The organism is Modestobacter sp. VKM Ac-2978 (assembly GCF_026968025.1).
Taxonomy (GTDB): Bacteria; Actinomycetota; Actinomycetes; order Mycobacteriales; family Geodermatophilaceae; genus Modestobacter.
The window spans coordinates 214,778-239,770 of the sequence record NZ_JAPVBP010000007.1 but is presented as its reverse complement, the minus strand read 5'-3'; the positions used below and the strand labels follow the sequence as shown (position 1 = coordinate 239,770).

General features: G+C 68.5%; 25 protein-coding genes and 2 pseudogenes. 16 read left to right on the top strand and 11 right to left on the bottom strand.

All coding sequences use genetic code 11. From position 1 onward, the window contains the following. Positions 1-78: 78 nt before the first annotated feature. Entirely contained in the window at positions 79-288 is a 210-nt protein-coding gene (locus O2W53_RS17925) for a transposase (protein ID WP_269164421.1), read from the top strand. A 529-nt stretch (positions 289-817) separates the two neighbouring features. On the opposite strand, the gene O2W53_RS17920 is transcribed toward O2W53_RS17925, so the two are convergent. The 8 genes from O2W53_RS17920 to O2W53_RS17880 all read right to left on the bottom strand — a co-directional run bounded on the left by O2W53_RS17920 (position 818) and on the right by O2W53_RS17880 (position 8,948). Continuing rightward, the gene (locus O2W53_RS17920) at positions 818-1,354 is read right to left on the bottom strand and encodes a helix-turn-helix domain-containing protein (protein ID WP_269164420.1); all 537 of its coding nucleotides are present in this window, start codon (positions 1,352-1,354) and stop codon (positions 818-820) included. An 821-nt stretch (positions 1,355-2,175) separates the two neighbouring features. Beyond that, positions 2,176-2,934 (bottom strand): creatininase family protein, encoded by a 759-nt coding sequence (locus tag O2W53_RS17910; RefSeq protein ID WP_269164419.1) that lies wholly within the window; start codon positions 2,932-2,934, stop codon positions 2,176-2,178. A gap of 523 nt (positions 2,935-3,457) precedes the next feature. Further along, positions 3,458-4,789, bottom strand: coding sequence for an NAD(P)/FAD-dependent oxidoreductase (locus tag O2W53_RS17905; RefSeq protein WP_269164418.1), 1,332 nt, complete (start codon positions 4,787-4,789; stop codon positions 3,458-3,460). A gap of 148 nt (positions 4,790-4,937) precedes the next feature. Then, a complete protein-coding gene (locus O2W53_RS17900; RefSeq protein ID WP_269164417.1) occupies positions 4,938-5,681 on the bottom strand; it encodes an HpcH/HpaI aldolase family protein in 744 nt (247 codons plus the stop codon). After that, positions 5,678-6,295, bottom strand: a complete 618-nt coding sequence (locus tag O2W53_RS17895) for a VOC family protein (protein WP_269164416.1) — start codon at positions 6,293-6,295, stop codon at positions 5,678-5,680. The genes O2W53_RS17900 and O2W53_RS17895 overlap by 4 nt, the downstream gene beginning before the upstream one ends. Continuing rightward, positions 6,292-6,621 (bottom strand): cupin domain-containing protein, encoded by a 330-nt coding sequence (locus O2W53_RS17890; RefSeq protein ID WP_269164414.1) that lies wholly within the window; start codon positions 6,619-6,621, stop codon positions 6,292-6,294. The genes O2W53_RS17895 and O2W53_RS17890 overlap by 4 nt, the downstream gene beginning before the upstream one ends. A 62-nt stretch (positions 6,622-6,683) precedes the next feature. Continuing rightward, positions 6,684-7,436, bottom strand: a complete 753-nt coding sequence (locus O2W53_RS17885) for a fumarylacetoacetate hydrolase family protein (protein WP_269164413.1) — start codon at positions 7,434-7,436, stop codon at positions 6,684-6,686. Positions 7,437-7,571: 135 nt separating this feature from the next. Beyond that, positions 7,572-8,948: a pyridoxal phosphate-dependent decarboxylase family protein gene (locus tag O2W53_RS17880; protein WP_269164412.1), complete on the bottom strand. Its 1,377-nt coding sequence runs from the start codon at positions 8,946-8,948 to the stop codon at positions 7,572-7,574. Between the two features lie 614 nt (positions 8,949-9,562). Between O2W53_RS17880 and O2W53_RS17875 the strand changes: the two genes are divergently transcribed. The 4 genes from O2W53_RS17875 (at position 9,563) to O2W53_RS17860 (ending at position 13,962) form a co-directional block, all read left to right on the top strand. Further along, on the top strand, positions 9,563-10,309 hold the full coding sequence (locus tag O2W53_RS17875) for a gamma-glutamyl-gamma-aminobutyrate hydrolase family protein (RefSeq protein ID WP_269164411.1): 747 nt from the start codon (positions 9,563-9,565) through the stop codon (positions 10,307-10,309). A 2-nt stretch (positions 10,310-10,311) separates the two neighbouring features. After that, entirely contained in the window at positions 10,312-11,673 is a 1,362-nt protein-coding gene (locus O2W53_RS17870; protein WP_269164410.1) for an aldehyde dehydrogenase family protein, read from the top strand. A gap of 271 nt (positions 11,674-11,944) precedes the next feature. Beyond that, positions 11,945-13,039, top strand: coding sequence for a 3,4-dihydroxy-2-butanone-4-phosphate synthase (ribB, locus tag O2W53_RS17865; RefSeq protein ID WP_269164409.1), 1,095 nt, complete (start codon positions 11,945-11,947; stop codon positions 13,037-13,039). Positions 13,040-13,749: 710 nt separating this feature from the next. Continuing rightward, positions 13,750-13,962, top strand: coding sequence for a hypothetical protein (locus tag O2W53_RS17860; RefSeq protein ID WP_269164408.1), 213 nt, complete (start codon positions 13,750-13,752; stop codon positions 13,960-13,962). Between the two features lie 84 nt (positions 13,963-14,046). On the opposite strand, the gene O2W53_RS17855 is transcribed toward O2W53_RS17860, so the two are convergent. Beyond that, the gene (locus O2W53_RS17855; RefSeq protein WP_269164407.1) at positions 14,047-14,667 is read right to left on the bottom strand and encodes a TetR/AcrR family transcriptional regulator; all 621 of its coding nucleotides are present in this window, start codon (positions 14,665-14,667) and stop codon (positions 14,047-14,049) included. Between O2W53_RS17855 and O2W53_RS17850 the strand changes: the two genes are divergently transcribed. From O2W53_RS17850 to O2W53_RS23965, 5 genes and pseudogenes are all read left to right on the top strand, one after another. After that, positions 14,654-15,994: a multidrug effflux MFS transporter gene (locus O2W53_RS17850; protein WP_269164406.1), complete on the top strand. Its 1,341-nt coding sequence runs from the start codon at positions 14,654-14,656 to the stop codon at positions 15,992-15,994. The two genes, O2W53_RS17855 and O2W53_RS17850, sit on opposite strands and share 14 nt — an antisense overlap. Before the next feature lie 798 nt (positions 15,995-16,792). Further along, the gene (locus tag O2W53_RS17845) at positions 16,793-17,422 is read left to right on the top strand and encodes a superoxide dismutase (protein ID WP_269164405.1); all 630 of its coding nucleotides are present in this window, start codon (positions 16,793-16,795) and stop codon (positions 17,420-17,422) included. Beyond that, positions 17,419-17,706: a hypothetical protein gene (locus O2W53_RS17840; RefSeq protein ID WP_269164404.1), complete on the top strand. Its 288-nt coding sequence runs from the start codon at positions 17,419-17,421 to the stop codon at positions 17,704-17,706. The genes O2W53_RS17845 and O2W53_RS17840 overlap by 4 nt, the downstream gene beginning before the upstream one ends. A gap of 74 nt (positions 17,707-17,780) precedes the next feature. Beyond that, positions 17,781-19,067 carry an Nramp family divalent metal transporter gene (locus O2W53_RS17835; RefSeq protein ID WP_269164403.1) on the top strand — a complete coding sequence of 429 codons (1,287 nt, stop codon included), beginning with the start codon at positions 17,781-17,783 and terminating at the stop codon, positions 19,065-19,067. Between the two features lie 145 nt (positions 19,068-19,212). Then, positions 19,213-19,296: pseudogene (locus O2W53_RS23965) on the top strand (hypothetical protein); the annotation flags it as partial. On the opposite strand, the gene O2W53_RS17830 reads toward O2W53_RS23965, so the two are convergent. After that, positions 19,287-19,526, bottom strand: coding sequence for a hypothetical protein (locus O2W53_RS17830; protein ID WP_442929292.1), 240 nt, complete (start codon positions 19,524-19,526; stop codon positions 19,287-19,289). The pseudogene O2W53_RS23965 and the gene O2W53_RS17830 overlap by 10 nt on opposite strands. 414 nt (positions 19,527-19,940) lie before the next feature. Here O2W53_RS17830 and O2W53_RS17825 point away from each other — a divergent pair, with 414 nt between their 5' ends. Genes O2W53_RS17825 through O2W53_RS17815 form a run of 3 tightly spaced genes read left to right on the top strand, consistent with a single transcriptional unit; the run spans position 19,941 to position 22,004 of the window. Further along, entirely contained in the window at positions 19,941-20,579 is a 639-nt protein-coding gene (locus O2W53_RS17825) for a PadR family transcriptional regulator (protein WP_269164401.1), read from the top strand. Beyond that, on the top strand, positions 20,576-20,869 hold the full coding sequence (locus O2W53_RS17820; protein ID WP_269164400.1) for a DUF2218 domain-containing protein: 294 nt from the start codon (positions 20,576-20,578) through the stop codon (positions 20,867-20,869). The genes O2W53_RS17825 and O2W53_RS17820 overlap by 4 nt, the downstream gene beginning before the upstream one ends. Positions 20,870-20,912: 43 nt before the next feature. Then, on the top strand, positions 20,913-22,004 hold the full coding sequence (locus tag O2W53_RS17815; protein ID WP_269164399.1) for an ABC transporter permease: 1,092 nt from the start codon (positions 20,913-20,915) through the stop codon (positions 22,002-22,004). Positions 22,005-22,253: 249 nt separating this feature from the next. Here the strand turns inward: O2W53_RS17815 and O2W53_RS17810 are convergent, their stop codons facing one another. Further along, positions 22,254-22,853, bottom strand: a complete 600-nt coding sequence (locus O2W53_RS17810; protein ID WP_269164398.1) for a helix-turn-helix domain-containing protein — start codon at positions 22,851-22,853, stop codon at positions 22,254-22,256. Between the two features lie 20 nt (positions 22,854-22,873). On the opposite strand from O2W53_RS17810, the gene O2W53_RS17805 reads away from it, so the two are divergent. The 3 genes and pseudogenes from O2W53_RS17805 (at position 22,874) to O2W53_RS17795 (ending at position 24,992) form a co-directional block, all read left to right on the top strand. Then, entirely contained in the window at positions 22,874-23,698 is an 825-nt protein-coding gene (locus O2W53_RS17805; RefSeq protein ID WP_269164397.1) for a class I SAM-dependent methyltransferase, read from the top strand. 173 nt (positions 23,699-23,871) lie between these two features. Further along, a pseudogene (locus O2W53_RS17800) lies at positions 23,872-24,308 on the top strand (MFS transporter). Between the two features lie 3 nt (positions 24,309-24,311). Beyond that, positions 24,312-24,992: a hypothetical protein gene (locus O2W53_RS17795; RefSeq protein WP_269164395.1), complete on the top strand. Its 681-nt coding sequence runs from the start codon at positions 24,312-24,314 to the stop codon at positions 24,990-24,992. Position 24,993 lies beyond the last annotated feature (1 nt).

Genomic DNA, 24,993 nt, shown 5'->3' with positions numbered 1-24,993 from the left:
CCGCTCGTGTTCTTCGAGGAGGCGTCCTGCGAGTGCCAGGCCGGCCCGGTCAGCCGGCGTGCCTGGAAGGACACACACATGGTCAACGCCGCGATCGACATCCACCACGACGACCCGCAGTTCGGCTACCGGGTCGTCACCGCCGAACTGGCCCAGCAGGGAGTGCAGGTCTCTGGCAACCGGGTCAACCGGCTGGTGCACCTCTCGGCAACTGTGGTCGGCGCACATGCGCAGCTGCGGTCGAACTGCGAGCCCGGACCCCCGGTGCATGACTTGACCTGGTGCTGAGCGGCTCCCCCGCCGCCGAGGCAGCTCTACCTCTGCGCTGTCACGGATCCGTATCCAGCGCATCGTCGGCTACCTCGTCGGCTACCTGGTCGACGCCCGGACGACCTCGGGACCGGCGGGCAACGCCCTGCGCGACGCCGTCGCCGCCCGCCGCCCACGGAAACGATCATGCGCTCCGAGCACGGCAGCCAGTTCCGCTCGCACGACCACGACCACGACCACGACCCTGCGCGGCGCTCGGCTGCGCGGCTCGATGGGACGGGCTGGAGCCTGCGGTCGACAACGCAGCCATGGAATCGTTCGTCGACCTGCTGCAGAAGGAGCGTCCTCAACCGCCAGCGGTGGAACACCCGAGCCGGACTCCACCCGGCGATGGTCGTCCGGATCGAGAGGACCTCCCATCGCCGCCGACGACACGACGCCCTCGGATGCACGATCCATCGAGTTCCAGACACTGACTCCGACCGCTCACGCGACCTGAGTCCACTTGCCCCACCGGGTCAACCAGACCCTGGGCAGTCTCCGGTGGTCACTCGGTGAAAGCGGCGGCACGGGGGAACGTATGGACGATCCACACCGACGCGTCAGCGCCGAGCGCCTCCCAGCGATGGAGGCGATCTGCCGGGTACGTCGCGTAGTCGCCCCCTTCGAGGATCTCCTCGTGACCCACGGGCCCGACTCGGATAGAGCCGCTGCGCACGAAGACGTGCTCCCGCGCCCCCGCGCCGTGAGAGGTGGAAGTCTCTGGACTGTTGGCCCGGAACGTCTGCACGTGGATCTCCAGCGATCCCGCACCAATCGTCTGGCTCCGGAGCACCCGTCCGTCGGTGGACTGGTCGCTGATGTCCTGTCCCCCTCCTGCCCGCACGATCTCCACCTCGGCGCGTGGTGGCGTGGCGAGGAGGGAGGGAACGGAGACATCGAAGGTCTCGGCGATCGCGATCATCGTGTCCAGAGTGGGATTGGTACGTCCGCGCTCGACCTTGAACAGGGTCGCCTTGGCGACACCGCTGCGCTCGCTGAGTTGAGACAGCGAGAGACCATGGGTCTCGCGCAAGCGCTTCACGTTGCCGGCGAGTGACTCTAGGTGGCCGTTCAAGCGAACCTCCGGACGCCGTCCCCTGACCCGCGCTACAGGGGTACGCCCTGCTCACCTTCACGATCCTGCCACACCCGACTCGCACCGGTGCAGAGCTTCATCCAGCCATCGATCAGCCGTTCGATCGCCCGGGCGCCGCGACCAGCGAGGTGCACCAGCCAGGACGTTGGTGACGGCGGTCGGGCTTGAACGCAGGAGGATTTCCGAGTGGGGTGTGGCTTGTCGAAGGCCCACATGCTGCCCGGAGGTGCTCGTGTCCCGCGGTGATGCCCACACCACCGTCCACGGCCAGAAGCTGATCGTCGCCCGTCACCGGGCCGGCTGGGGGCAGGCGCATCGCTGCTGCGATGGCTTCTCACGCGAGTACGTGCGGATGTCAATCACCCGCTTCCGAGCCGAGGGCGGCTGGGCTCATCGACCGATCCAGCCGCATGCACATCTGCCCGCGGCAGACCCCCGGCCGAGCTGAAGGCCTGCATCATCGATGCGTCGCCGCCAAGGGCACCGGGGTTCGGCCTGGATCGGCACCGAGCTGAAGGCGCCGCTCGGAACCGTCTCTCGCAATCTGCGCCGCGGGCAGCCTCGATTGGCCGCCCGCCCCGGTGAGACGAACCGGTCCTCGAAGGTTCCCGCGATCCGCTATGAGCGATCCCGCGCCGGCGAGCTGGTGCACCCGGACCTCAAGCAGCTCGGCCGCATCCCCGGAGGTGGTGGCCGGCGCACGGCCGTGCGGTCGGCAGCACAGTCGCCGTCGCACCACGGTCGCACATCCATTGGCCCCGCCTCGATCAACGCATCTCCTGAGCGAGGTCAACGAGGCGATCGGCGAGTTGATGCACGATGTACTGGAGCATGTCGCTGCCTTGGTCGGCGGTCGCGGACGCAGGTTGGTCCGTGTAGCCGTCGATTCCCGCCCAGACCCCACGGCCGTAGACGCCGCGCCCGGGTTGCATCGGGCCATCGGCTCTCCGAGGCTCACGTTCGCCGGCGACCCAATCTGGCCGGGCCGCGAGCATGAGGGAGGTCTCGAACCAACCAGCATGGCCGGGTTGAGGCTGGGTCCCGGCGGTGGAGGCGAACTCCCAGTAGTCCACAGCCGCGACCAGGAGATCGGATCTCGCCGCCGCGTCAGAGGCAGCGGCATGACAAACGCCGGTGTTGCCTCCGTGACCATTCACGAGAACGATCCGGCGAACACCGCTCGCGGTCATGCTCAGCATGGCCTCGACGAGCACGTCGATCATCAGCCCCGGGCTTAGCGAGATCGTCCCGCCGAAGGGCAGGTGGTGTGCCGAACAGCCGATACGCAGGAATGGCGCGAAGAGGAAGTGCGCGTCTGTTCGTTCGCCCACACGATCCAATGCCAACTCCACGGCGCGCGTCGACAGGGTGATGTCGGTGCCAGTGGGGAGATAGGGGCCGTGCTGCTCGATGGCCCCTACCGGGATAACGACGAGCGCCTCTGGCGCCAAGGCAGCGATCTCGTGCCTCTTCAGTTCCTCCCAGCGTTGCCACCCGTGCGGACTTGCGCCTGACTGCTCGATCATCCAAGGCACCTCCTCAGCCCCACACCTGCTCCGGCAGAGCGAAACGCAAGTAGCGGAGACTCGTCACGTTGTTTCTTTCAGGAAACGACGGTATCTGTATAATAACCAGCTGGCAATGGCGCGTCCTCGATCCGGCTCCCTCCCGGCCCCTCAGCCGCCGCGGCGCACTCGTGACGTACGCCTGCCAGCGCAGCGAGGGCCAACCCGGGAGGCGGAGTCCGACTCTTCCAGCGCGAGGGTGCCGAAGAGGCGACCGGAGGCCCAGAGAAGACACGTGGACGTCCTGACGGAATTCTCCGGGCGGACGACGACGAGGAGAGCGAGGCGGTCTCGACACCCATCACACCCGCCGGCATCCATCGGTCCAACCACCCCATCGAAGCGCAATCGTCGAGTACCGCCCGCAGGAGCCAGGAGTTCAATCGTGCCCTGGCGACCGCCGGCTCAAGAGCGGCCGACGCGTCGGCCGGCAGGCAACTTCCTTCGGCGGGCGGGTGAACAGCTGGACGACGGTCAGACCCGATCATCGCGGGGCGTGCGTGTCGTAGGCACGGAAGCCGCGCAGTCGCCGGGGGTCGAGGGCGGAGATGTCTGCACTCCCTGCGTCCCCTGTCACGACGATCTGAGCGACCGCCTCGGCTGCCGCTGGCGCGATTCCCATCCCGTGCCCACTCATCCCAGTGAGGACAACCAGGCCACTGAGCCCCACCTCGCCGATCACAGGCAGGAAGTCAGCACTGCTGTCGATGGCTCCTGCCCAAGCGCTCTCGATCTCGACGCTTTCACCGAGGCTCGGCACCAGGCGACCCAGTTCCCTACGAGCCCTTGCGACCAGCTTGAGGTTCGCCTCCGGCCTGTCGAGCGGAAGCGCAGCCAGAGGCAGGCGCCGCAGCCTCGACCCAACATCACCAGCGAGCCGCCTGCCCGCGTGGAGGCGTAGCGTCCGCCAACTCCCGAGGTATGTGCGAAGAAGATGCGGTGCCGCAGAGACCTCCTCCCAGCCGACGTCTATGTCGACGTGCTGTCCGAGCCCGAAGTTGATCCGTCCGGACAGGTCTTGCCGCATTCCGGCGCCGGTCAAGTCCCAGACGGTGCTGTGCGTCAGGCGGGGCACCGGGACGGTGCGCGCAACCGTGCCGACCCCGGTGTACTGGGGCAGGTGCACGCCGTGTCGGCGCAACAGCCGTGACGACCACATGCCAGCGGCCAGCACGGTGGCAGCAGTCCGGATGGTCCCGCCGGGCGTCTGCACGCCGACCACGTTGCCGCCGGTGATGTCCAAGGACACCGCGGGAACGTTCTCCAGCAGTTCCACGCCCTCGGACAGCGCCAGGCCACGGATGGCCTGCATCGCCACGACGGGATCAAGATGCCCGTCGGTCGGCGTGAAGCCGACCACGCCCACGCCCGCGCCGATCCATGGAAAACGCTGAGTGGCCTCTCGGGGACCGAGCAACTCGAAGGGGATGCCCTGCTCGCGAGCGATCGGCGCCCATGCGCGGACCTCCACTTCGCTCGCTGCGTCGCGTCCGACCGACGCATGACCGCCGTTCGTCCAGCCCAGACGTTCGCCGAGACGGCCGTGCAACTGCCCCCACAGCTCGGTCGAGCGCCGCATGAGCGTGGCCTCGCTGGCGCCGCGGCCTTGTTGGCGGACGAATCCCAGATTGCTACCCGACTGAGCGCTACCCGCTCGACCGGCGTCGAGGACGACTACCGACATTCCTGCCCGTCGCAGTTCCAGTGCGGTGAGCAGACCCAGCACGCCGGCACCGATGATGACGGAGTCCGCGGAATGCGGCACGGCTCTGGGCGCTGGCTCGGGATGCTGCTGGTGGATCGCGCCTGCGGACAATTCATCTCCCTGTGAACGCTCGGGACAATTCGTTCTGACCTGGAGCAAGTCACTCACGAGGTGCTTGACCAGCTCACATCGCGCTCAGCCGACCGTTGAGGAGGACGCGACCGCCCCCAGGGCGGCGCGGACAACTCGGTGACGACGACTAGTGGACCGCTCTCAAGATCTCTGCCGCAGCGCCGCGCAGCAGCGCGGCGTCGCTGCGCATGCTGACGAGATCGAAGCCCTGACTGGCTCGCATGGTCGCCTCCGCAGCGCCGGCCGTCTGGATGGCTGCGATCACACCAGCTCGGGCGCAGGCTTCGACCACCGTCCGAACGGCGTCGTCATGGCTCGGCTCGCCGACCTCATAGGCGCTCCCGAGACCGAGACTGAGACCCAGGTCGGTCGGTCCGACGAAGATGCCAAGGATGCCATCGACCGCAGCGATCTCGGCAACGTTGTCGACACCGGCTGCCGTCTCGATCATCACCAGACAACGCGCAACGTCATCGGCCGCGGCCCTGCCGCGGAACGGCCCGAAACTCCGCGTTCCCCGAGGGGGGTACTGCGTGGCCGCGACCATCTGCCTCGCCTGTTCGCCCGTCTCGATCATCGGGACGACGACCGCCCAAGCGCCCAGGTCCAACGCACGGCCGACCGACGCAGCATCGCCCGACGGGACGCGCACCAGGGGCGCGGCGCCCACGTTCTCGATCGCTCGGGTGAAGGTGGCGACGTCCGCCCAGTCGAGGAGCCCGTGCTGAAGGTCGACGAGCAGGAAGTCGAAGCCCTGTTCGGCCATGATCTCGGCCGCACCCGGTTCCCCGAGGACCGCGAACGTTCCCCACCTGGTGGGTCCAGCGCACGCGGATCCGAGCCAGGCGACGACCTGCTCGTCTCGGGTCATAGGCGCGCCTGCTCCTGGAGGATGCGCTTCGCGAGTGCAGCACTCCACTCGGAGACCGGCTCCCCCTCTGGCTGGGAACGGATGTACGCCTCGGTTCGGGCCATAATCGTCTCGTCCGGCTCTTCGAGATCGAACGGCTCGGCGCACGGCTGAGCGACGTACCAAGGGGTGTCGACGAAGAACTCGAGACCGTTGCCCTCGGGGTCACGGACGTACAGGGACCAGGCATTACCGTGGTCCATCGCCATCTGCCCACACAGGTTCTCCTCGGTCAACCTGCGGTTCAGACGCCGGAGCGAGTCCAGGTCGCGCACGCGGAACGACACCTGGAAGACGTTCGAACCGATGCTGCCCCCCTCCACCGGCGTGGTCTCGATCACGGTGTCGCGTCGGTTCGAGGCGAGGACGAACTGATGGTGCTCATTCGGGTCGGTGGTGAGGAAGGCGAGGTCGGTTCCACCTCCCGCGTTGATGTGCCCTTCGTCGGCGATGGTGAGACCGACGACGCGGGTGTAGAAGTCCAGCATCTTCGAGAAGTCCAGGCAGCTCACACCGAAGTGACTGACACCGATCTTCCGCCCGGCCAGTCCCTGGTCGAGAACGCGGTCGCTCACGGTTCCTCCTTCATTGTCGGGCTACTGGGGGCCGGGTTGGCGCTCCAGACGGTGGTTCCCCATGTGATGGTGAGCAGTGTGGTGTCCAGTCCTGGAGCGGCACCATGCCAGTGCGACTCGTCGCCCGGAGCTTCGATCAGAGTGCCCGGCTGAAGCTCGATGGCACCGTCGCCTTTCGTGCCGACCACAGCCCGTCCCTCGACCACCCAGAAGAGCTGGCCGCCTGGATGGGAATGCCAATGAGTGGTGGCGCCCTCGAGGAAGCGCACGAGCGCTACGTCCGGCTGTGAATCGTCGGCTGCAGCACGGAGCATCGCCAGCGACACTTCGCCAGAGAAGTTCCCTCCATACGTCCCTGCTGGCACGACGTCCCTGATGACCCGCATGCTCAGCCGACCTTGACAGGGTTCCGCATGCGGCCGACCAGGTCGACTTCGGTCTCGACGATGGATCCGTCCTTGAGCCAGAGTTCAGGAGTTCGCGACTCGCCTACACCGCCGGTGGTGCCGGTCCAGATGTGATCACCGGCATTGAGGGTGCAGAAGCGAGACAGCCATGCGATCTGCTGCGCCACAGAGAATATGAAGTCGCTGGACCGGGCGGTCTGCGTGTGAAGACCGTCGACCCAGCCGTCGAGCCCGATGTCATTACGGTCGGGAAATTCATCAGAAGTCACCAGGGACGGCCCGGTCGGACCGAAGGTGTCATAGGACTTCGCCATCGAGAACTGCTTGATGGGCGGACGGAACTGCTCTCCACGGTCCGAGATGTCGTTTCCAGCCATCATGCCAGCCACCACGTCCCATGCGTCGTGTTCGCTGACGGCCTTGCAGGTCCTACCGATCACCACGACGATCTCTGCCTCGAAGTCGATCATAGGGCGATCACGTGGGGCGACGATCGTGTCGAACGGACCACAGATACTGGTGGGAAACTTCACCATCACGTGGGGCTCTTCCGGCATCGTCTTCTTCGACTCGATGACGTGCGAGGCGTAGTTCAGCGCCAAGGCGATCACCTTTGACGGACGCGGGACAGGCGCCTTCAAGTTCTTCTCGTCCAGCAGCGGCAGCGACTCGACGTCGGCATTCGCAGCCAATCTCCGGAGTTCTGGGTGGACGTCGAGGTCGGCTAGGGTCATCGGGTCCCTCGAGAATTGCCCCGCGGATGCCTGCTCGACATCCAGGACGCGGCCCTCGATGAGAATCGAAGCTCGACCCGCCACATTCGCTAGCTTCATCAGTTGATGCCTTCCGTCACTGAGATCTCTTCTGGATTACAACCGTGCAGCGATGTTCTCGCCGGCAAGCTCCTCGAGCCTGCGATGGATCCCCCGGATGGCGTACTCCGACTCCGGCTTCAGGACGGTGCTCCGCAAGATCCGGCCCTGCTCCCCATCCAGCGTCACGTCGTGACGCTTGCCCATCGCATCTGCGGTGACATTGAATGTCGCCAGGTGGATCTGCTCGACAGGGGCGCCCGAGCCGGCCAGGACGAAGAGTTCCTGGCTGGCTTCCGCGATGGCTGACAGCGTGGGGAGCCGTGGGAAGTAGCTCACGATGTCGAGTTCAGGTGCCTGATAGGGCACCAGCGAGCGGGACGTGCCCAAGAGCTCGTGCCAGGCAATCGCTCCCCGACGGTTCGCGCGCAGAACCTGTCCGAGACCTTCATCGGTGAGGGGGAGGACTTCCAGCGTCATCCACAGCGCGGCCGCAGCCGCGCCAGCACGGCTGCACTCGAGTGAGATCTCCCCGAGGTGGAGCTCAGTCGAGCTGAAGTAGGTGTACGGCGAGTCGTGAACGTACAGGCGACCGACGGATGGATCCCGAAAGAGGACGGCACCACACCCGTACGGCTGGAGACCGTGTTTGTGTGGGTCCACGACGATGCTGTCAGCATCCGCGAGAGCTCGGAAAGGTCCACTCTCGACCCCGTCCTCGGAGTCGTCGGCGATCAGGGCGTAGAACCCGCCGTAGGCCGCGTCCACGTGCACTCGAGCGCCATGGTGGCGAGCCAACTCAACGATCTCGGGCAGAGGATCGAGGCTGCCCAGACCGGTGGTCCCCACCGTCGCGACGACTGTACCGATGTCTCCGGAGGAAAGCGCGCGTTCCAACGCGCTCAGGTCCATGCGCCCGCGCTCGTCCGTTTCGATCGAGGCACCCTCGACGCCGATGAGGGCACACATCCGCGAATGGGTGTAGTGCGCATCAGCGCTGTAGGCGACCTTCTTACCGGGATGCAACTCGCGGGCGACCCACAACGCTTCGAGGTTGGCGATGGTGCCGCTGCTGGTGAGATGCCCGAGGTGCTGAGGAAGTCCGAACATGGCTGCCAGCTTGCTCACGACCTCCTTTTCCATGGCGGCCGTGGCCGGACCCCCATCGAGCGCGTGGTTGTTCGGATTGATCAACATCGCGGTCACGTAGCCGAGAATCGCGGCAGGGTGCGGTGGCTTGAGGATCTGGCCCACGTAACGCGGATGGCCATACGGATAGTTGTCGGCAAGACGTTCCACAAGCCGCTCGAACGCACTGGCGAGCTCCGAATCCGGCACCTCCGTGCTCGGATGCGCCTCAAACTCACCAAACCCAGATTCCCAGGCCTGGATCGCGTCGACTGCCTTGGGCAGCCACTCTCGCAAGTCCGTCATCTCGTTCGTGCACCTCCGTGAGGCCGCTCATGTGGTTGTTCCTCGGGTGATTGCGTCGATCCTGCCTGCGTCGGCGAGAACTCCCGCGACTTTCCGCGCAACACTCATGAACCGCTAGCGCACGATCAGCCACTAGGCGTGCACACCCGCCGCAAACATCAGTGCCGGTGAGCACCGGGTGGCACTGTGGCCCGACATGCGGCAGCTGCGGCGGGCAACTGACTGGGGAAGCAGTGAGGTGGAGACGACGTGAGGCTCATCGACGGAGGCGGTTCCAGGGACCTGATCGCAACCCTCCCGACGAGCAGAGCAGAGGTGCCGGTCCTCTTCGAGGTGATGTCGCCAGCTGACTCCGCCCAGCCCGCACCCGACCTCGACGGCGTTGCGATCTCTGCCTGCAACAGCAGCCCGCGCGCACGGTCCGCACCGCGGGTTCCACTGTGGCGGCGCGTTGGCGGGACGTCTGACGGATGCCGGGTGACAGGTAGGTCGGTCACTCCCCTCCCACCGGACGAACGGGGCTGCAGCCTGTGGTCTCCCGGGATCTGCGGCCCACGTCGTCGACATGACTGCGGTGGGACGGTACGGACGTTCGAAGTGCTGGGGATGGACCGATGACGCGTCCGCTGATCGCCATGGCCCTCGACCGTCGTCTGACGAGTTCCGAGGGATGGCCAGACGAGCTGACCGACGCGCTTTTCGCCCCGTACATAGACCTCATAGAGGCGGCAGGTGGCGTCGCTGTGCTGGCTGCGTCCACCGACGCCACGCTGGCTGAGGCGCATCGCATCGTGGAGCTGGTCGACGGGGTTGTGGTGGCCGGCGGTCGCGATGTCGATGCCCGGACCTACGGGCACGATCCGCATCCGGCGAACGACCCCCCTCTCCGCGCCCGAGACCGCCTTGAGATCGCTCTCACGCTCAAGGCCATCGACAGTGGCAAGCCGGTGCTCGGCATCTGCAGGGGCATGCAGATCATCAATGTCGCGCTCGGTGGCACGTTGGAGCAGCACTTGGCCGATCGGGTCGACGAACCAGATATGCACTTGAATGGGCAGTTCGTCGATCATTACGTGAACACGATCCCCGGCACGCGCGTGTGGCGAGATCTCGGTTCGAGTCTCAACGTCCCTTCCCATCATCACCAGGCAGTCGCAACGCTCGGTAGGGGATTGCGCGCTACCGCGCACGCGGGAGACGGAGTCGTCGAGGCAATCGAATGTACGGGTTCCCGGTTCATCGTCGGAGTGCAGTGGCACCCGGAGCGCCGACCAGCGTCCACAGGTCTTTCTATTGTCGAGTCCTTTGTCACGGCGTCGCGTCGAACGAGCGCGGTCGTGCACGGTCATCAGGAGGTGTGATCATGCAGAACGCATATCGGGTGACCGATCCGCGGACGGGGGCGGTGGTGGAATCGTTCGACAGCATGCAGTGGACTGAGGCCGAACGAGTCATCGCGGCCGCTGACGAGGCACACCGGACATGGCGTCGCCTTCCGCTCGAGGAGCGCGCAGCGAGCCTTGGGTCAGTTGGGAAGCTGATGCGGGAGCGACGACATGACCTGGCAGCGCATGCGTCCCTCGAGATGGGAAAGCCTCTCGACTCCGCTGTCGGGGAGGTGGGGGTGGTGGCCGACATCTTCGAGTATTACGCCGAGGAGGGTGCCGCACTGCTCAGGTCCGAGGTCTTCACGCCGCGGTCGGGTGGCACAGCCGAGATCCTGAAGAGGCCAGTCGGTGTCGTTCTCGGCATCATGCCCTGGAACTACCCGTACTACCAGCTTGCTCGGCTCATCGCACCCAACCTGCTTCTCGGCAATGCAGTCGTCGTCAAGCCGTCGCCGGCATGTCCCCGGAGCGCCGCGGCGATCGAGAGAGTGCTTCTGGATGCAGGAGTTCCACCGCACCTCTACTCCACCCTGTTGCTGGACAACGAGGACGTCGAGAAGGCGATCGCCGATTCTCGGGTACAGGGCGTTTCCTTCACCGGGAGCGAGCGTGTCGGAGCCGTCATCGGTGAGACTGCCGGTCGCCATCTCAAGAAGGTCGTCCTCGAACTGGGCGGATCTGATCCGTTCTTGATCCTCGACACCGCTGATCCGGCTACGACGGCGCGCGTTGCCTACGGCGCCCGTATGGCGAACATGGGTCAAGCTTGCAACTCGCCAAAACGCGTGATCGTTCGTGATCACGATTACGGCGCGATCGTGGGTGAGCTCGTCCAGCAGGCGATCAAGCATGCAGCAGACCCAGCGATGCAGCCCCTTGCATCGCGTGCCGCAGCCGAGCATGTTCACGCACAAATTCGACGAGCCGTCGCACAGGGCGCGAAGTTGCACACCGGAGGAGCCCTGTCGGGGGTTGGCGCCTTCATCTCCCCTGCTGTGATCACAGACGTCACGTTGGACATGGACATTGCGACAGAGGAGGTCTTCGGCCCCGTCGTAGTCGTCTATCGTGCCGACAGCGACGAGGAGGCCATCGAACTCGCGAATCAATCCCCGTACGGCCTCGGCGCTGCGGTGTTCACCTCCGACGAGCAGCGGGCCACCGACACCGCGGACCAGCTTGACGTCGGTATGGTCTACATCAACTGCGCTGAAGACTCTGAACCGGATCTCCCGTTCGGAGGCGTCAAGCTGTCGGGACACGGTCGCGAACTAGGACGGCTCGGCATTCTCGAGTTCTGCAACCACAAATTGGTGCGGCGCGCCTCACCAGCTTGACTCACGTTTCCGCGCAGGCTTCGAACGGCGTTGATCCGGCGGCGGGGCATGGGTACCTGGTTGTGTTGAGTTCACGCCGACGCCTCCTGGGGGAGAGCGGTCAGACGCCGACGTCAGGTCGGCATGGACGCTCGGAAACGCGGCACTTCGCATGCCGGTCAGCGGTCGGCTTACATTCCCTTTGTGCTCGACTGAGATGGAGCAGTGGATGGCGAGAGCAGCTGGACGGGGGACCCTCACCGCCTCCGCGGCGAGGGTGTCGTTGACGCCGGTGGACGTGGCGCTTCGTGGTGTTGCGGCGGGGCGCCCCGTGGTTGTGATCGACGGGGAGGACGGGAAGAACGAGGGCTCCCTGATCATCGCCGCCGACGCCATCACTCCGGAATGGATGGCCTTCATCGTGCGGCACACCTCTGGCCTGGTGTGTGTGCCAATGACCGACGCGGCCCTCTCCCGGTTGCGGATTCCGCCAATGGTGCATCCGGATGACGAGCGAGTGGGGACGGCTTTCGCGGTCAGCGTCGATGCGAGTTCAGGCGTCTCAACGGGAATTTCTGCCCGTGACCGTGCGCATACGGCACGCCTGCTGGCAGATCCCGCATCCGAGCCAGGCGATCTGATTCGGCCGGGGCATCTCCTGCCGCTGCGTGCACGGGAGGGTGGCGTTCTCGCGCGGGCAGGATGCACCGAAGCCGCCGTTGACTTGGCTCGTCTCGCTGGCAGAGAACCTGTCGGCGTGATGGCTGCATTGGTGGAGGATGACGGCTCGACGCGAGACCTCGCAAGCTGCACCGTGTTCGCCGACGTACATGGTCTTGCCATCATCACGATCGAGGAGATCCGGACTTTCCGTCGTGCGCAGGAAAGCCGCCTTCGCCGCGTTCTGACCGCCCAGGTGCCCACTCGACACGGCGTGCTCACGGCGGTCGGCTACGCCGATCAGGTAGGTGGCCAATCGCATCTGGCTTTCGTCGCGGGACTCGACGCCGATGGATGGTTTCCTGAAGGTTCAGACTGTCCGGTCGGGGTCCACCCCGACTGCGTGTCCAGTGAGGTTCTCGGCCGTCGCCTCCACCGCTACGGTGGGGACCTGGATGCAGCGATCGAGCAGATCGTCGCGGCAGGACAGGGCGTGGTGCTCTACTTGTCCGGTCGCGAGGCTCCAATCGTCAGCATGCACGCCGCACAGCAGGCTGACGAGTCATCGGCCCATGGGCCAGGCAGCGCCGATGGAGACGCGGGATTCGACCTTGCGATCGACGCCTGTGACCGCGACGCGGCGGGGCACATCTTGACTGATCTTGGCGTCGTCAGCGTACGACTGCTCACCGACTCCCCTGTCAGCGCGGAAGGTCATGTCGGTTGAGCACGCCCGTGGCCCAGTTGTTGCCGCTCACCCCTCGGCCTGTCGGCGTACGCGGCCTCCCTCGAGCAGGTGGCCGGCGTTCCCGACGACCACCTGGCCGCCGCCCGGGAGACGCTGGGCAGCGCAGCGGACTCGGCAGGGACGCTCCCCTCTGAGGTCGCGCTCCCCTCTGAGGTCGCCGGAGCCCTGCTGGCCGAGGCGCGACGGACCTTCCCCGCGTATACACGCCGTGCTGGCGGTCTGCACGGCCGTCGTGGTGTAGATCGGCGTCCGGGCCATCGTGGACCTGCGGGGTGATCGGCTGGCCGCTGAGGCGGCCCAGGCTCGGGGGGCCCCGCCGGTCGTCAGCGGACACGACGAAGCGATGACCACCGGGAGAGGCCGCGTCGGCCCGTGCAGAAAGCGCCGCGTCGAGTTGGCCGGTGCTGCGATGCGGGTGCAGGAGCGCGAGGGTGTTTGATCATCGACCACCCGTGCGGTCGCCAAGGGAGCAGGTGTTCCGCTCGGCGCGGTGCACCATGCGTTCGACAACAAGGGCCGATTTGGTGCGCGCGGTCCTCCAGACCAACCGGGAGCGGGCCACTGCTCTGAGGGCGCGGGCCGTTGAGGCCGGTACGACTCCCACTGAAGCGCTCAGGACCGCCCGGATGCGTCACGCGGACGACGTGGTCGAGCACCCAGGTGCCTAGCTGGCACTCCGGGAACGTGCGTTGACGGGCGGCCGCGCCGAGGAGTTGCCTGCTGCCGCGCCGGACGCGACCGAGGCCGAGTCGACGCTGGGCCTGCTCTACGGTCTGTCGCTCAACTGGCTCTACACCCGCGACGACGACCACTTCCGCCGGTCCGACGAGGCCGCGGCGCGTCGACTCGCCGAACAGCTCAGCCCAGCCGACCGGCGGCACGGCCGGTCGGCGCTCCGTTGACCGGATGGACGTCGTCCGCGACGAGGGCGCCGTCCACAGTGCCGCCCAGCGCCTCGACGACCGCCCCGCCCTCTGCCCGATGGCTCACCGGGGGTGGGCACGCGCTCGTGCGCAGATCTGCAGCAGTCCGATGAGTTCACGCAGAGCCCGGTCCGCGATCATCTGCTCTCCTTCCGCCGTCGCGGTGACGACGCTGCCGTCGATCACTGCGCCGACGAGGGTCGCCGGCACCTCACTCCGGTCGCAGGCGTCGAGCAGGTCGCCCACCTGGCGGTCCATGACGTCACGCGCACGCGCCACGCGGGTCGACAGGGCGTCGCTCTCGCGGGCACAGTCCACGACCCAACCGAGCGTCCCGGCGAGTGTCGCATCGTCCTGGCGGAGTCCGTAGTACGCCGTCAGGAGCAACGCGGCGACTTCTCCGGCGTCTGGGGGTGGCCGGCGCTGCGCCGTCGCGAGCACGTCGTCCGCGGCGGTCGCCCGCTCGGTCTCGACGTGGTCGACGCACGCCAGCAGCAGCGCCTCCCGTGTCGCGAAGTAGTACCGGATGGCACCGAGTGAGACGCCTGCCGTCTGCGCGACTGACCGGTGCGTGACCGCTGCCGTGCCGTGGGCGGTCATCAGGATGACCGCGGCACGCAGGATCTCCACGCGCTTTCGAGTGGCGCGGACCTGGCGAGAAGGTCCGTCGATGGGCTGCGTCAAAGTTCCTCACAATTCGATACGTGCGTATCACTTCGAGGTTATCGTGGTGGCGGACTCCCGATTGGGCCCTCCTTCTCTTGGACACACTCCGATGACCCACACGATCCCTCGATCCTTCACGCTCACGACCGCCGCCATCGTGGCCCTGCTGCCCTTCGCTGCGGACATGTACCTGTCCTCGCTACCGGCCATCAGCGCCGACTTCTCGGCTCCGGTGTGGGTCACGCAACTGACGTTGACCGGATTCCTGCTCGTGCTCGGCCTGGGGCAGCTCGTCGCGGGCCCGATCACTGATGCCGTCGGGCGACGACGGCCACTCCTCTTCGGCCTGGGGCTGTTCACCGCGGGTTCGCTCCTCGCGGCCCTGGCGCCCTCCATCGGCGTACTGGTCGCCGGGCGGGTCGTGCAAGGGGTCGGGGGTGCCCTCGCCGTGGTCATCGCCAACAGCTCGGTCCGCGACCGGGCCGTCGGTCAGGCGGCGACCCGCCTGTACGCGGTGCTGATGACGGTGGCCGGGCTGGCCCCGGTCGTCGCCCCCGCGGCGGGAGGGGCCATCGAGCAGAACTTCGGCTGGCGCTCGGTGTTTGTGGTGCTCGGCCTGCTCGGGGCGCTCGTGGCGGCGAGCGTTGCGTACTTCCAGGACGAGTCCCTTCCGCCGGAGAACCGAACGCCGCTCGCTGCCGCACCGATCCGGTCCGCGTACCGCGAACTGCTCCGGTCACCGGACTTCGTCCGGCCCCTGGCGGCGATCTCCGCGCTCTTCATGATGCTCTTCGCCTACATTGGGGGCGCGTCGTACGTCTACCAGGACCGGTACGGGCTGGACCCGGCCACCTTCGGCCTGGTCTTCGGTGCCACCGGGATGGCGTTCCTGCTCGGTGCAGTGGCCGCCCACCGCCTGGCGGCCTCCATCGAGATCAGGCGGCAGTCGCTCGACGGAGGGTGCATCGCTCTCGCCGGCGCGCTCCTCGCGGTCGTCGCGACCGGCGTCAACGCCCCGCTCCCGGTGGTGGTCTCCGGCATGGCGGTGAGCCTCTTCGGTCTCGGCGTGGCAGAACCGGCGTTGATGAGCTGCTGCATGAGCTCTGTACGGTCGAGCACCGGCTCGGCGGCGGCCCTGATCGGTGCGTCGCAGTACGGCCTGGGTGCGGTGGCGACAGTCGCCGCGGGCTTCCTCGCGAGCGGCACCCCGGCGATGTGGGCAGCCTTGGTCGCGGCGTTCGCCCTCGTGTCGGTCTTGATCACCCGGCAGATCCCGAGCGCTGCAGCGATCGGTGACGGCCACGCGGAGGCGGGGGTGTCGGCCACTGCGGTATCGGCGGGTTGAGCGGTCACCCATCCGCAGACAACGCTCAGCGTGCCCGGGGCACCGCCTCCGGTGGTGTCCCGAGCACTCGTCGTCCCGAGATCAGCGGTGCCCAGATTCCTCTCCTCCCTGAGCCAGCCGCTCCCACAACGCGTCTCAGGTGTGGTCGATCGCCCCTCCAGACGATGTCCGAGTTCGCCGGAAAGTCCCGGTGCGGGCTCCCCACGATCAAGCCGATCACTGCAGTGCCTCGATCGCCGGGTTGACACCGCCATGACCCGTCTGCGCCGCTCGGGCTGACCCGGTCGCCTGGCTTGTCCCCGGACAGACCGCACGCCGGCCGCCCTGCCGAGCGAACCCCCGACGCGCCTGGTCTGCCCACGGGTGCCCACCGCCCGTGGTGGCCCGTTCGACCGCACTGACGGGCGTGCGTGAACCCTTCGTCGACCAACCGCGATCGAGAGCCACAGTCAGCCGCAGCCGGGCGCAGAAAGCGCATCGGACAGGTGCTCGCCGGCTCGGTGGACACCGACGTAGCCGGCGACCTCCACGCTCGTGCGTCTGCGGGCCAGCCCGGACAGGTCGGCGTGCCGGCCAGGCTCACGCGCCGCCGGGAGTTCGTGGACGGAGTCTGATCAGGTCTTCGCCAGCAGACACGTCAGGCACAACAGCGCCACGACGCGGTGGACCACTCGAAACACCGGCCAGAACGATCGCTGGTCGATCCGACACTGCTGACTGTGGCCGACTTGCCGGTCGGGAGCTACTGCGAATAGGTTGCAACAGGTTATTGCAACCTTCTCGCAACAGGAGATTTTGATGGCTGACTACGCCCTGCCGGACCTGCCCTACGACTACGGCGCGCTCTCCCCGCACATCAGCGGCGAGATCATGGAGCTGCACCACAGCAAGCACCACCAGACCTACGTGGCCGGGGCGAACACCGCCCTGGAACAGCTGGCCGAGGCCCGCGACAAGGACCAGCTCGGACCGGTCAACCTCTACGAGAAGAACCTCGCCTTCAACCTGGCCGGGCACGTCAACCACTCGGTGTTCTGGCCGAACATGAGCCCCGACGGCGGCGACAAGCCGGTCGGTGAGCTGGCCGCTGCGATCGACGACCAGTTCGGGTCCTTCGATGCGTTCCGCGCCCACTTCACCGCGAGCGCCCTGGGCATCCAGGGATCGGGGTGGTCGATCCTCGCCTGGGACTCCGTCGGGCAGAAGCTGCTCATCTGCCAGCTCTACGACCACCAGGGCAACCTGCCCGTCGGACTGGTGCCGCTGCTGATGCTCGACATGTGGGAGCACGCCTTCTACTTGCAGTACCGCAACGTCAAGGCCGAGTACGTGAAGGCCTGGTGGAACGTGGCCAACTGGGCCGACGTCCAGCACCGCTTCCACGCCGCGCGAACAGCGACCAACGGCCTGATCGTTCCGGCGGCGTGACCGGGCCCCGGCCCAGCGGCGCTCCCCCGGCACAGCTGGTCCAGCTCGGGGACGCCGCCCAGCGGGTCGCCGGTGTGCTCGCCGCCCGCTCCCGCGGGGACGCGGAGGGGGCGGCGGCGCTGCTGCAGACCTTCCCGGACGAGGGCGCACTCGCCGGTGGAGCGATGCTGCTGGCCGACCTGGTCCTCGGCGTGCACGCCTCGGAGACCGGCCGCAGCAAGGCCGAGTGCGTCCAGGACCTGGCCGTACAGATCGAACATGCCACCGGCGCCGCTCGTCCTTGATCAGCAGGTTGCCGCCGGTCGACGCGGATGCGCCCACCGGCGGCAACCGCACGTGAGCCCTCAGGAGTAGGTGGGTGTTCCTCTCGACGACTGAGGCCGCCGTGCTGTCCACGACCGTCGTCGGCAGCCGGCCGCCGGCGCCGAAGGTCAAGCGGCGGTTGTGGCCGATGCTCGGGCCGGCGTTCGTCGCCGCGGTCGCCTACGTCGACCCCGGCAACTTCGCGACCAACTTCTCCGGCGGCGCCTCGTTCGGCTACACCCTGCTGTGGGTGATCGTCGCGGCCAACCTGATGGCGATGCTCATCCAGACCCTCACCGCCAAGCTGGGGCTGGCCACCGGGCGGGACCTCGCCACCTGCTGCCGCGAGCGGTTCCCCCGGCCGGTCACCTGGGGACTGTGGGCGCAGGCCGAGGCGGTCGCGATCGCCACCGACCTGGCCGAGATCGTCGGCGGGGCGGTCGCCCTGAACCTGCTGTTCGGGGTGCCGCTGTGGATCGGCGGGATCATCACCGCGATCGTCGCGTTCATCCTGCTGGCCGCCCAGTCGCGGGGGTTCCGGCCGTTCGAGCGGGTGATCACCGGGCTGCTGCTGGTGATCGGTGGCGGGTTCGTCTACACGCTGATCGGCGCCGGGGTCGACCCGGGCGGCGTCGCCTCCGGCATGGTGCCCAGCTTCGCCGGCACCGACAGCCTGCTGCTGGCCACCGGCATCCTGGGCGCCACGGTCATGCCGCACGTCATCTACGTGCACTCCGCGCTGACGCCGGGCCGGTACGGCGACACCGTCACCGCGGGGAGGTCGCACTCCGGACGGCGCGGGCTGCTGCGTGCCCAACGGATCGACGTCTTCATCGCGATGGGGCTGGCCGGGCTGGTCAACGCCGCGATGCTGGTGATCGCCGCCCAGCTGTTCACCTCCGGCGACGGCATCGAGTCGCTGGAGAGCGTGCACGCCGGCCTGGGCGACCAGCTCGGCAGCGGCGCGGCCCTGGCCTTCGCCATCGCCCTGCTCGCCGCCGGGTTCGCCAGCTCCTCGGTCGGCACCCACGCCGGCCAGGTCGTGATGGCCGGCTTCCTGCGCAGGCACATCCCGGTGCTGACCCGCCGGCTGATCACCCTCGCCCCGGCGCTGCTGGTGCTGGGCCTGGGCGGCGACCCCACGACGGCGCTGGTCTGGTCGCAGGTCGTGCTCTGCTTCGGCATCCCGTTCGCGCTGGTGCCGCTGCTGTGGCTGACCAGCCGCAAGGACCTGATGGGCGGCTGGGTCAACCGGCGGGTCACCACGCTCACCGGCTCGGTCGTCGCCGCGCTGATCATCAGCCTCAACGGCTACCTGCTGGTCGACCTCCTCCTGGGCTGAGCACTACCTGCCCTCCCTCCGAGGCTCTCGGTGAGGCTGTGGTCGGCCCCGGCTTCCGTGTAGTGAGATCACTGAGATCCTGACCATGTGACCCTGAGGAGGGTTCGCGGGCAGACGTGGCTGTCCGCCGGAGTTCCGGCGCAAGGTGCTCGATCTGTTCGACGCATGGCGACCGGTCGTGGACGTGGCGCGGGACCTGGGCATAAGCCAGGAGTCCATCTACACCTGGCGTCGGCAGGAACGGATCGCAAAGCGGCCCACCCCGGCGAAGAAGCGCGCCAGTCCGTCGTCGTCCCGCGCGTCCACGACCGATCCGGTGACCGGGATACCCGCCGAGCACAGCTCCCCGACGACCGTCCGCAGCTTGGCCCCGTCCCGGCCGGATATCAGGACCTCGTCACCGGCCGCCGCGGCGAGCTCGGCGACGCGGCGGCCGATGCCCCAGGTGCCGCCGATCACGACGACCTGCGTCCTCCGGAGATCGCCGGGCACGGTCACGCGGCTTCCCGGAGCGGCCACGGCACGCGGACCAGCCTGGCGACCTCGTCGAGCATGGCCTTGCCGCCGGCCTCAAGCTCCGCGTTCGGCGCCCACCCACCGCACGGCGGTCGTCTCCCCGGGGCGGCCGCCGTGCGGTGTACCCACCTCCGGCGCCAGGTCCTCGCCCGCCGGCCACGGCGTGTGCCGCGCTGCCGGTCGTGGCGGCCGGGCCCCGTGCGCTCTGCGCACCAGGGGCCCCCTCCAGCGGGTGCGCTGACATTCCGGGACTGCCGCAGGACCATGGCCTGAACGCACTCACTCGATCTCCCGGTTGACCTATGACGCTAGCGATGTATCGTTAGCGTCACGCGATACGCAAACAGGAGGAACACCATGCATCCCACGCGAGGACACGCCGAACACCCCGGCGCCCGCTTCCACCACCCCCGCAGCGGCCACCCCGGCCCCGACGAGGGTGCCCCCTTCCGCGGCGGCCACCAGCGCGGAGCCGCCTTCCGCAGCGGCCCGCACCCCGGTGGTCGGCACACCGGTGGCCGTGGCCGCCGGCCACGCGGCGACGTCCGCACCGCCGTGCTCCAGCTGCTCACCCAGCAGCCCATGCACGGCTACCAGCTCATGCAGGCCATCGCCGAGCGCAGCGGCGGCCGCTGGACCCCCAGCCCCGGCGCCATCTACCCCACCATCAGCCAGCTCGAGGACGAGGGCCTGGTCACCGTCACTGCCGAATCCGGCCGCAAGCTGGTCACGCTCACCGGTACCGGCCACACCCACGTCGCAGAACGCCGCCCCACCTGGAGCGACCCGTTCGCCGACGACCAGGGCTGCGACGCCGGCCCCGACCTGCGCGGCCTCACCATGGGCGTGCACGGCGCCGTCAAGGAGATCGCCCGCACGGGCACCGAGGCGCAGCGCGCCGCAGCCGCCCAGGTCCTCGCCGACACCCGCCGCGCGCTGTACCTGCTGCTCGCCGACGGCCCCGACACGCCCGCGACCGGGGGCGGTTCCGAATGACCGCCCCCTTCACCGCCCGAGCCGACGTCGCCACCGCGAGCCCCGAGCGCTACGCCAAGCAACTCGCCGCACACCTCGGCCGGCGCAGCGAGATCCGCCAGGAGCCCGACGGCATCCGCATTGTGCTGGACGCTGGCGACTGCCTGCTGCGCTCGCGCGAGGAAACCCTCGAGCTGCTGGCCACCGCACCCGGCACCGAAGAACTCGAACGGGTCCAGTCCGTTGTCGGCTCACACCTCGAACGGTTCGGCGCCCGCAACGAACTCGAGGTCGTCTGGCGCCGGGGCTGAGCCTCCGCTCGGGCCCGGAGCGGACCGGGCCGTCCGGCCGCTCGTGCTCGAGCGCGGCGCCGGCAACGCCAGCCGCAACCCCCGCCGGACGGCAGCCACCGCCACCGCCTTGCTCATCGGCGTCACCCTGACCACCACCATGGTCGTCGGGGCCAGCTCGACCCGGGCCACCGCCCAGGCCGGGCTGGCCGCGAACTACCCGACCGACGTGATCGTGGAGACCTACGAGGGGATCCCGGTGTCGGCGCAGCAGCAGCTGGCCTCGACGGAGGGGGTGCTCGCCGCCACCGGACTGACCCGAGCCACCGTCACCGGCTCGGACGGCGAGGAGAACCAGGTGACCGGGATCGACCCGGCCCAGGCGCTCCCCGTGCTGCGGTCCGCGGACCGGACGATGCTGCCGGAGCCGGGCCAGATCGCGGTGCCCGCATGGTCCCTCGACGGCCACGGCGTGCAGGTGGACGGAACGATGACGCTCGACGCAGGCGACCGGTCGCGCACGTTCACCGTGGTGGCCGGCACCGATAGCATGCTGCTGCTCGACGCTGTCGACCTGCAGGGCCTGGTGCCCGACGCACCGGTGCAGACCATGTGGCTGCGGCTGGCCGACGGCATCGACCAGAACGCCGCCACCGACGAGCTCACCGACCTGGCCGGGACGGCGCTGTCCGACCCCTTCGTGACCGGGCTGGCCAGCGAGCGCGCGGCGATGGACTCCGTGGTGGACGTGCTGCTGCTGATCGTGACCGGGCTGCTCGGTATCGCCGTGCTCATCGCGCTGATCGGGGTCGGCAACACCCTCGCGCTGTCGGTGGTCGAGCGGCGCCAGGAGAGCGGCCTGCTCCGGGCCCTCGGGCTGACGCGGGGTCAGCTGCGCGGGCTGTTGGCATGGGAGGCCGTCCTCGTCGCCGGGGTCGCCGCGGTGCTCGGCACCCTGGTCGGCGGTGCCTACGGCCTCGCCGGTGCCACCTCCGCACTCGGCCAGTCGAGCGAGACGGGCACGGTGGTGATCAGCATCCCCTGGCTGCAGGTCGCGGCCATCGTCCTCGTCGCCACCGCAGCCGGGTTGCTGGCCTCGGTGCTGCCGGCCCGGCGAGCCGCAAGGATCCCGCCGGTGGCCGCCATCGCCGGCTGACGGAGCCCCCCCGTACCGTTTTCGCGTCCCCACTGAGGGGCTCCTGGTCACCAGGTCCGGCACGACCGACTGCCCCTGTCGGTGATGATCCGGGGTGTTGTCACCGGGCCTGGTGGCACCGGGTAGACCACTGATGGGGACATGGCCGCCTGTGGGGGCGGGGGGGCTTCGTGAAATGGCTGCCGGCAGCCTGTACTCGACCATGGCCAGGACGACGACGGATGCTGGGAAGGGCGCTCATCGAGAGTCTCACCCGTCGTGAGCGTGGGCGTGGCTCCCTTCCTGGGTGAGGATCGCCAGGATCTCCACCGGATGGTCGCCGTGGGCGCCGATGGAGTGCGGGATCATGGTCGAGAACTCGGCCGCGCTGCCAGGCTCGACGAGGATCAGCCGGTCACCCAGGCGCAGCTCCGCAACACCGGTGAGCACGGTGAACCAGTCCCGACCCGGATGGACACCTGCGTCCTCGACCGGTGACGCGGGCGTGGTGATCCGCATCTTGGCGACGGTGAGCTGGTTGGGGGTGCGTTCGCGGGCGAGGGTCCAGATGGTCATGCCGGGGCGCTCTCCCTGCTGCGGGCGGATGACCACGTCCTCGTCGTTGGTCGACTCGATCAGCTGGTCGAGGGTGGTGCCCAGTGCCCGGGCGATCGGGATGAGCTGGTCCAAGGCGATGCGGCGGCCCCCGGTCTCGATCCGGCTCAGGTTCGACGGGCTGAGGTGACTGTGTGCGGCGAGGGCGTCGAGGGACCAGCCACGGCCGACCCGTAGTGCCCTGATCCGCTGGCGAACCAGCCGGTCGACATCAGGTTCTTGCTCCGCAGGCAGGAGCGTATGCCTTGGAGGCATCGAAGTCCTTCCGTCAAGCCATGACCTCACCCGCTTCTTCCGAGCTCGTCCACTCCCACGGTCCGCTGCTGATGCAGCTGCTCGACCTCGACGCGGTCGTGCAGTCCCCGATGCTCGAAGAAGCCATCGCCGAAGTGGCTGGGCTGGCCGGTGCAGCCGTGCCGCAGCGCATCCTCGACGTCGGAGCCGGGACCGGGACGGGGACGGTCGCCCTGGCTCGGCGCTTCGCCGCCGCGGAAGTCGTCGCCGTGGACGTCGACGGGCAGATGCTCGACCGTGTCCGCGCTCGCGCCCACGAGGAGGGCGTCCAGCACCGGGTGACGACGCTGGAAGGCGACGTCGCGTCCGGCTCGCCGCAACTGGGTGCTGCCGATCTGGTGTGGTCCTCGGCTGCTCTGCACGAGGTGGCCGACGCCGGCCTGGCCCTGCAGAACCTGTTCCAGGCGCTGCGGCCCGGCGGGCACCTGATCGTGATCGAGATGGACGCACCGCCGAGGGTGCTGCCGAGTGCGTTCGCCGAGTGGGAGACACGGGTCCGAGCTGCCGGGAGTGGCTCCGCCGCGACCGATCACCCGGACTGGACGGGCACGCTGAAGGCGGTGGGCTTCGAGATGGTCCTCACCCGCTCACTCGTCACCGACCGGCTGATGCCCGCTGACGGACCTGCCGGTGACTACGCAGCACTCGAGCTGCGCCGGATGGGCCATGCCGCGATGTCGGCGCTGAGCGGGTCCGATCGGACGACGTTGGTGACCCTGGCCGGCTACGGCGCCGGCAACGTCCGCGAGCTCGGGGAGCTGTGGATCCGGGGGACACGCACCCTCTGGGCCGCCCGCCGCCCCTGATCCCGCGCCCTTCCACCGGTGCGCCCGAGGCACACCGGTGACCCACCCGTGTCGGACGTTCTGAGAGGCACCCCGTGACCGAGACGCGCACGAGCGACCAGTACGTCGGCGGCCCAGCCGCCACGAGCGACCGGCGGTGGTGGCTGCTGACCGCTCTCGCCCTCGCGCAGCTGATGATCGCCCTGGACACCACCGTGATCACGATCGCGCTGCCCTCCGCGCAGGCCGACCTAGGCTTCGCCGACAGTGCGCGGCAGTGGGTCGTCACCGGGTACGCCCTGGCCTTCGGCAGCCTGCTGCTGCTCAGCGGGCGCCTGTCGGACCGGTGGGGCCGCAGACGCCTGCTGGTGATCGGCCTGGCCGGCTTCGCGCTGACCTCCGCTCTCGGCCGCATCGCACCCAACATCGAGGTGCTGGTGGGGGCCCGGATCGGTCAGGGGTCTTCGCGGCGCTGCTCGCCCCGGCCGCACTGGCCCTGGTGTCGACCACCTTCACCGACCCCGCAGACCGGGTGCGCGCCTTCGGCGTCTTCGGGTCGGTCTCGATGGTCGGGACCACACTCGGGCTGCTGCTCGGCGGGGTCCTGACCGAGACGCTGTCTTGGCGCTGAACGATGTTCATCAACATCGCCTTCGCCGTGCCGGCGGTCATCGGCACGATCGTCTTCGCTCCCGGCCACGAACGGCACACCCCGCAGCGCCTGGACCTCATCGGGGCGGTCACGGTCACCCTCGGCCTGTTCGCGCTGGTGCTGGGCACCTCCAGCGCCGAGACCTCCGGCTGGGAATCGCCGGCCACGATCGGGACGCTGGTCCTCGCGGCGGGCCTGCTGGCTGCGTTCGTCCTCGCCCAGACCCGGGTCGCGGCACCCTTGCTCCCGCTGCGCATCCCGACCGACCGCGGGCGCGGCGGGGCGCTGATCGCCCTGCTGCTGGCCTCGGCCGGACTGTTCACGACCTTCCTGTTCCTGCCCTTCTATCTGCAGGTCACCCTCGGCTACAGCCAAGTAGCCACCGGCCTGTCCTTCCTGCCCGTGCCGGTCACCCTGGTTCTCTCCGCCGCGGTCATCGGCCCGGTCCTGACCCGGGCGCTCGGGGCCCGGTCCACCACCCCGCTGGGACTGACCCTGGCCGGGACCGGTGTTCTGCTGCTGACCCGGATCGGCCTGAACAGCGGGTACGTGTCCCACCTGTTGCCCAGCCTCGTGCTGATCGGCGCCGGCATCGGTCTGGTCATTGCGACCGCGACCGCCGCGGCCAGTTTCCTGCGGGGGGTCCGTCGTTGTTCGTTCTGAT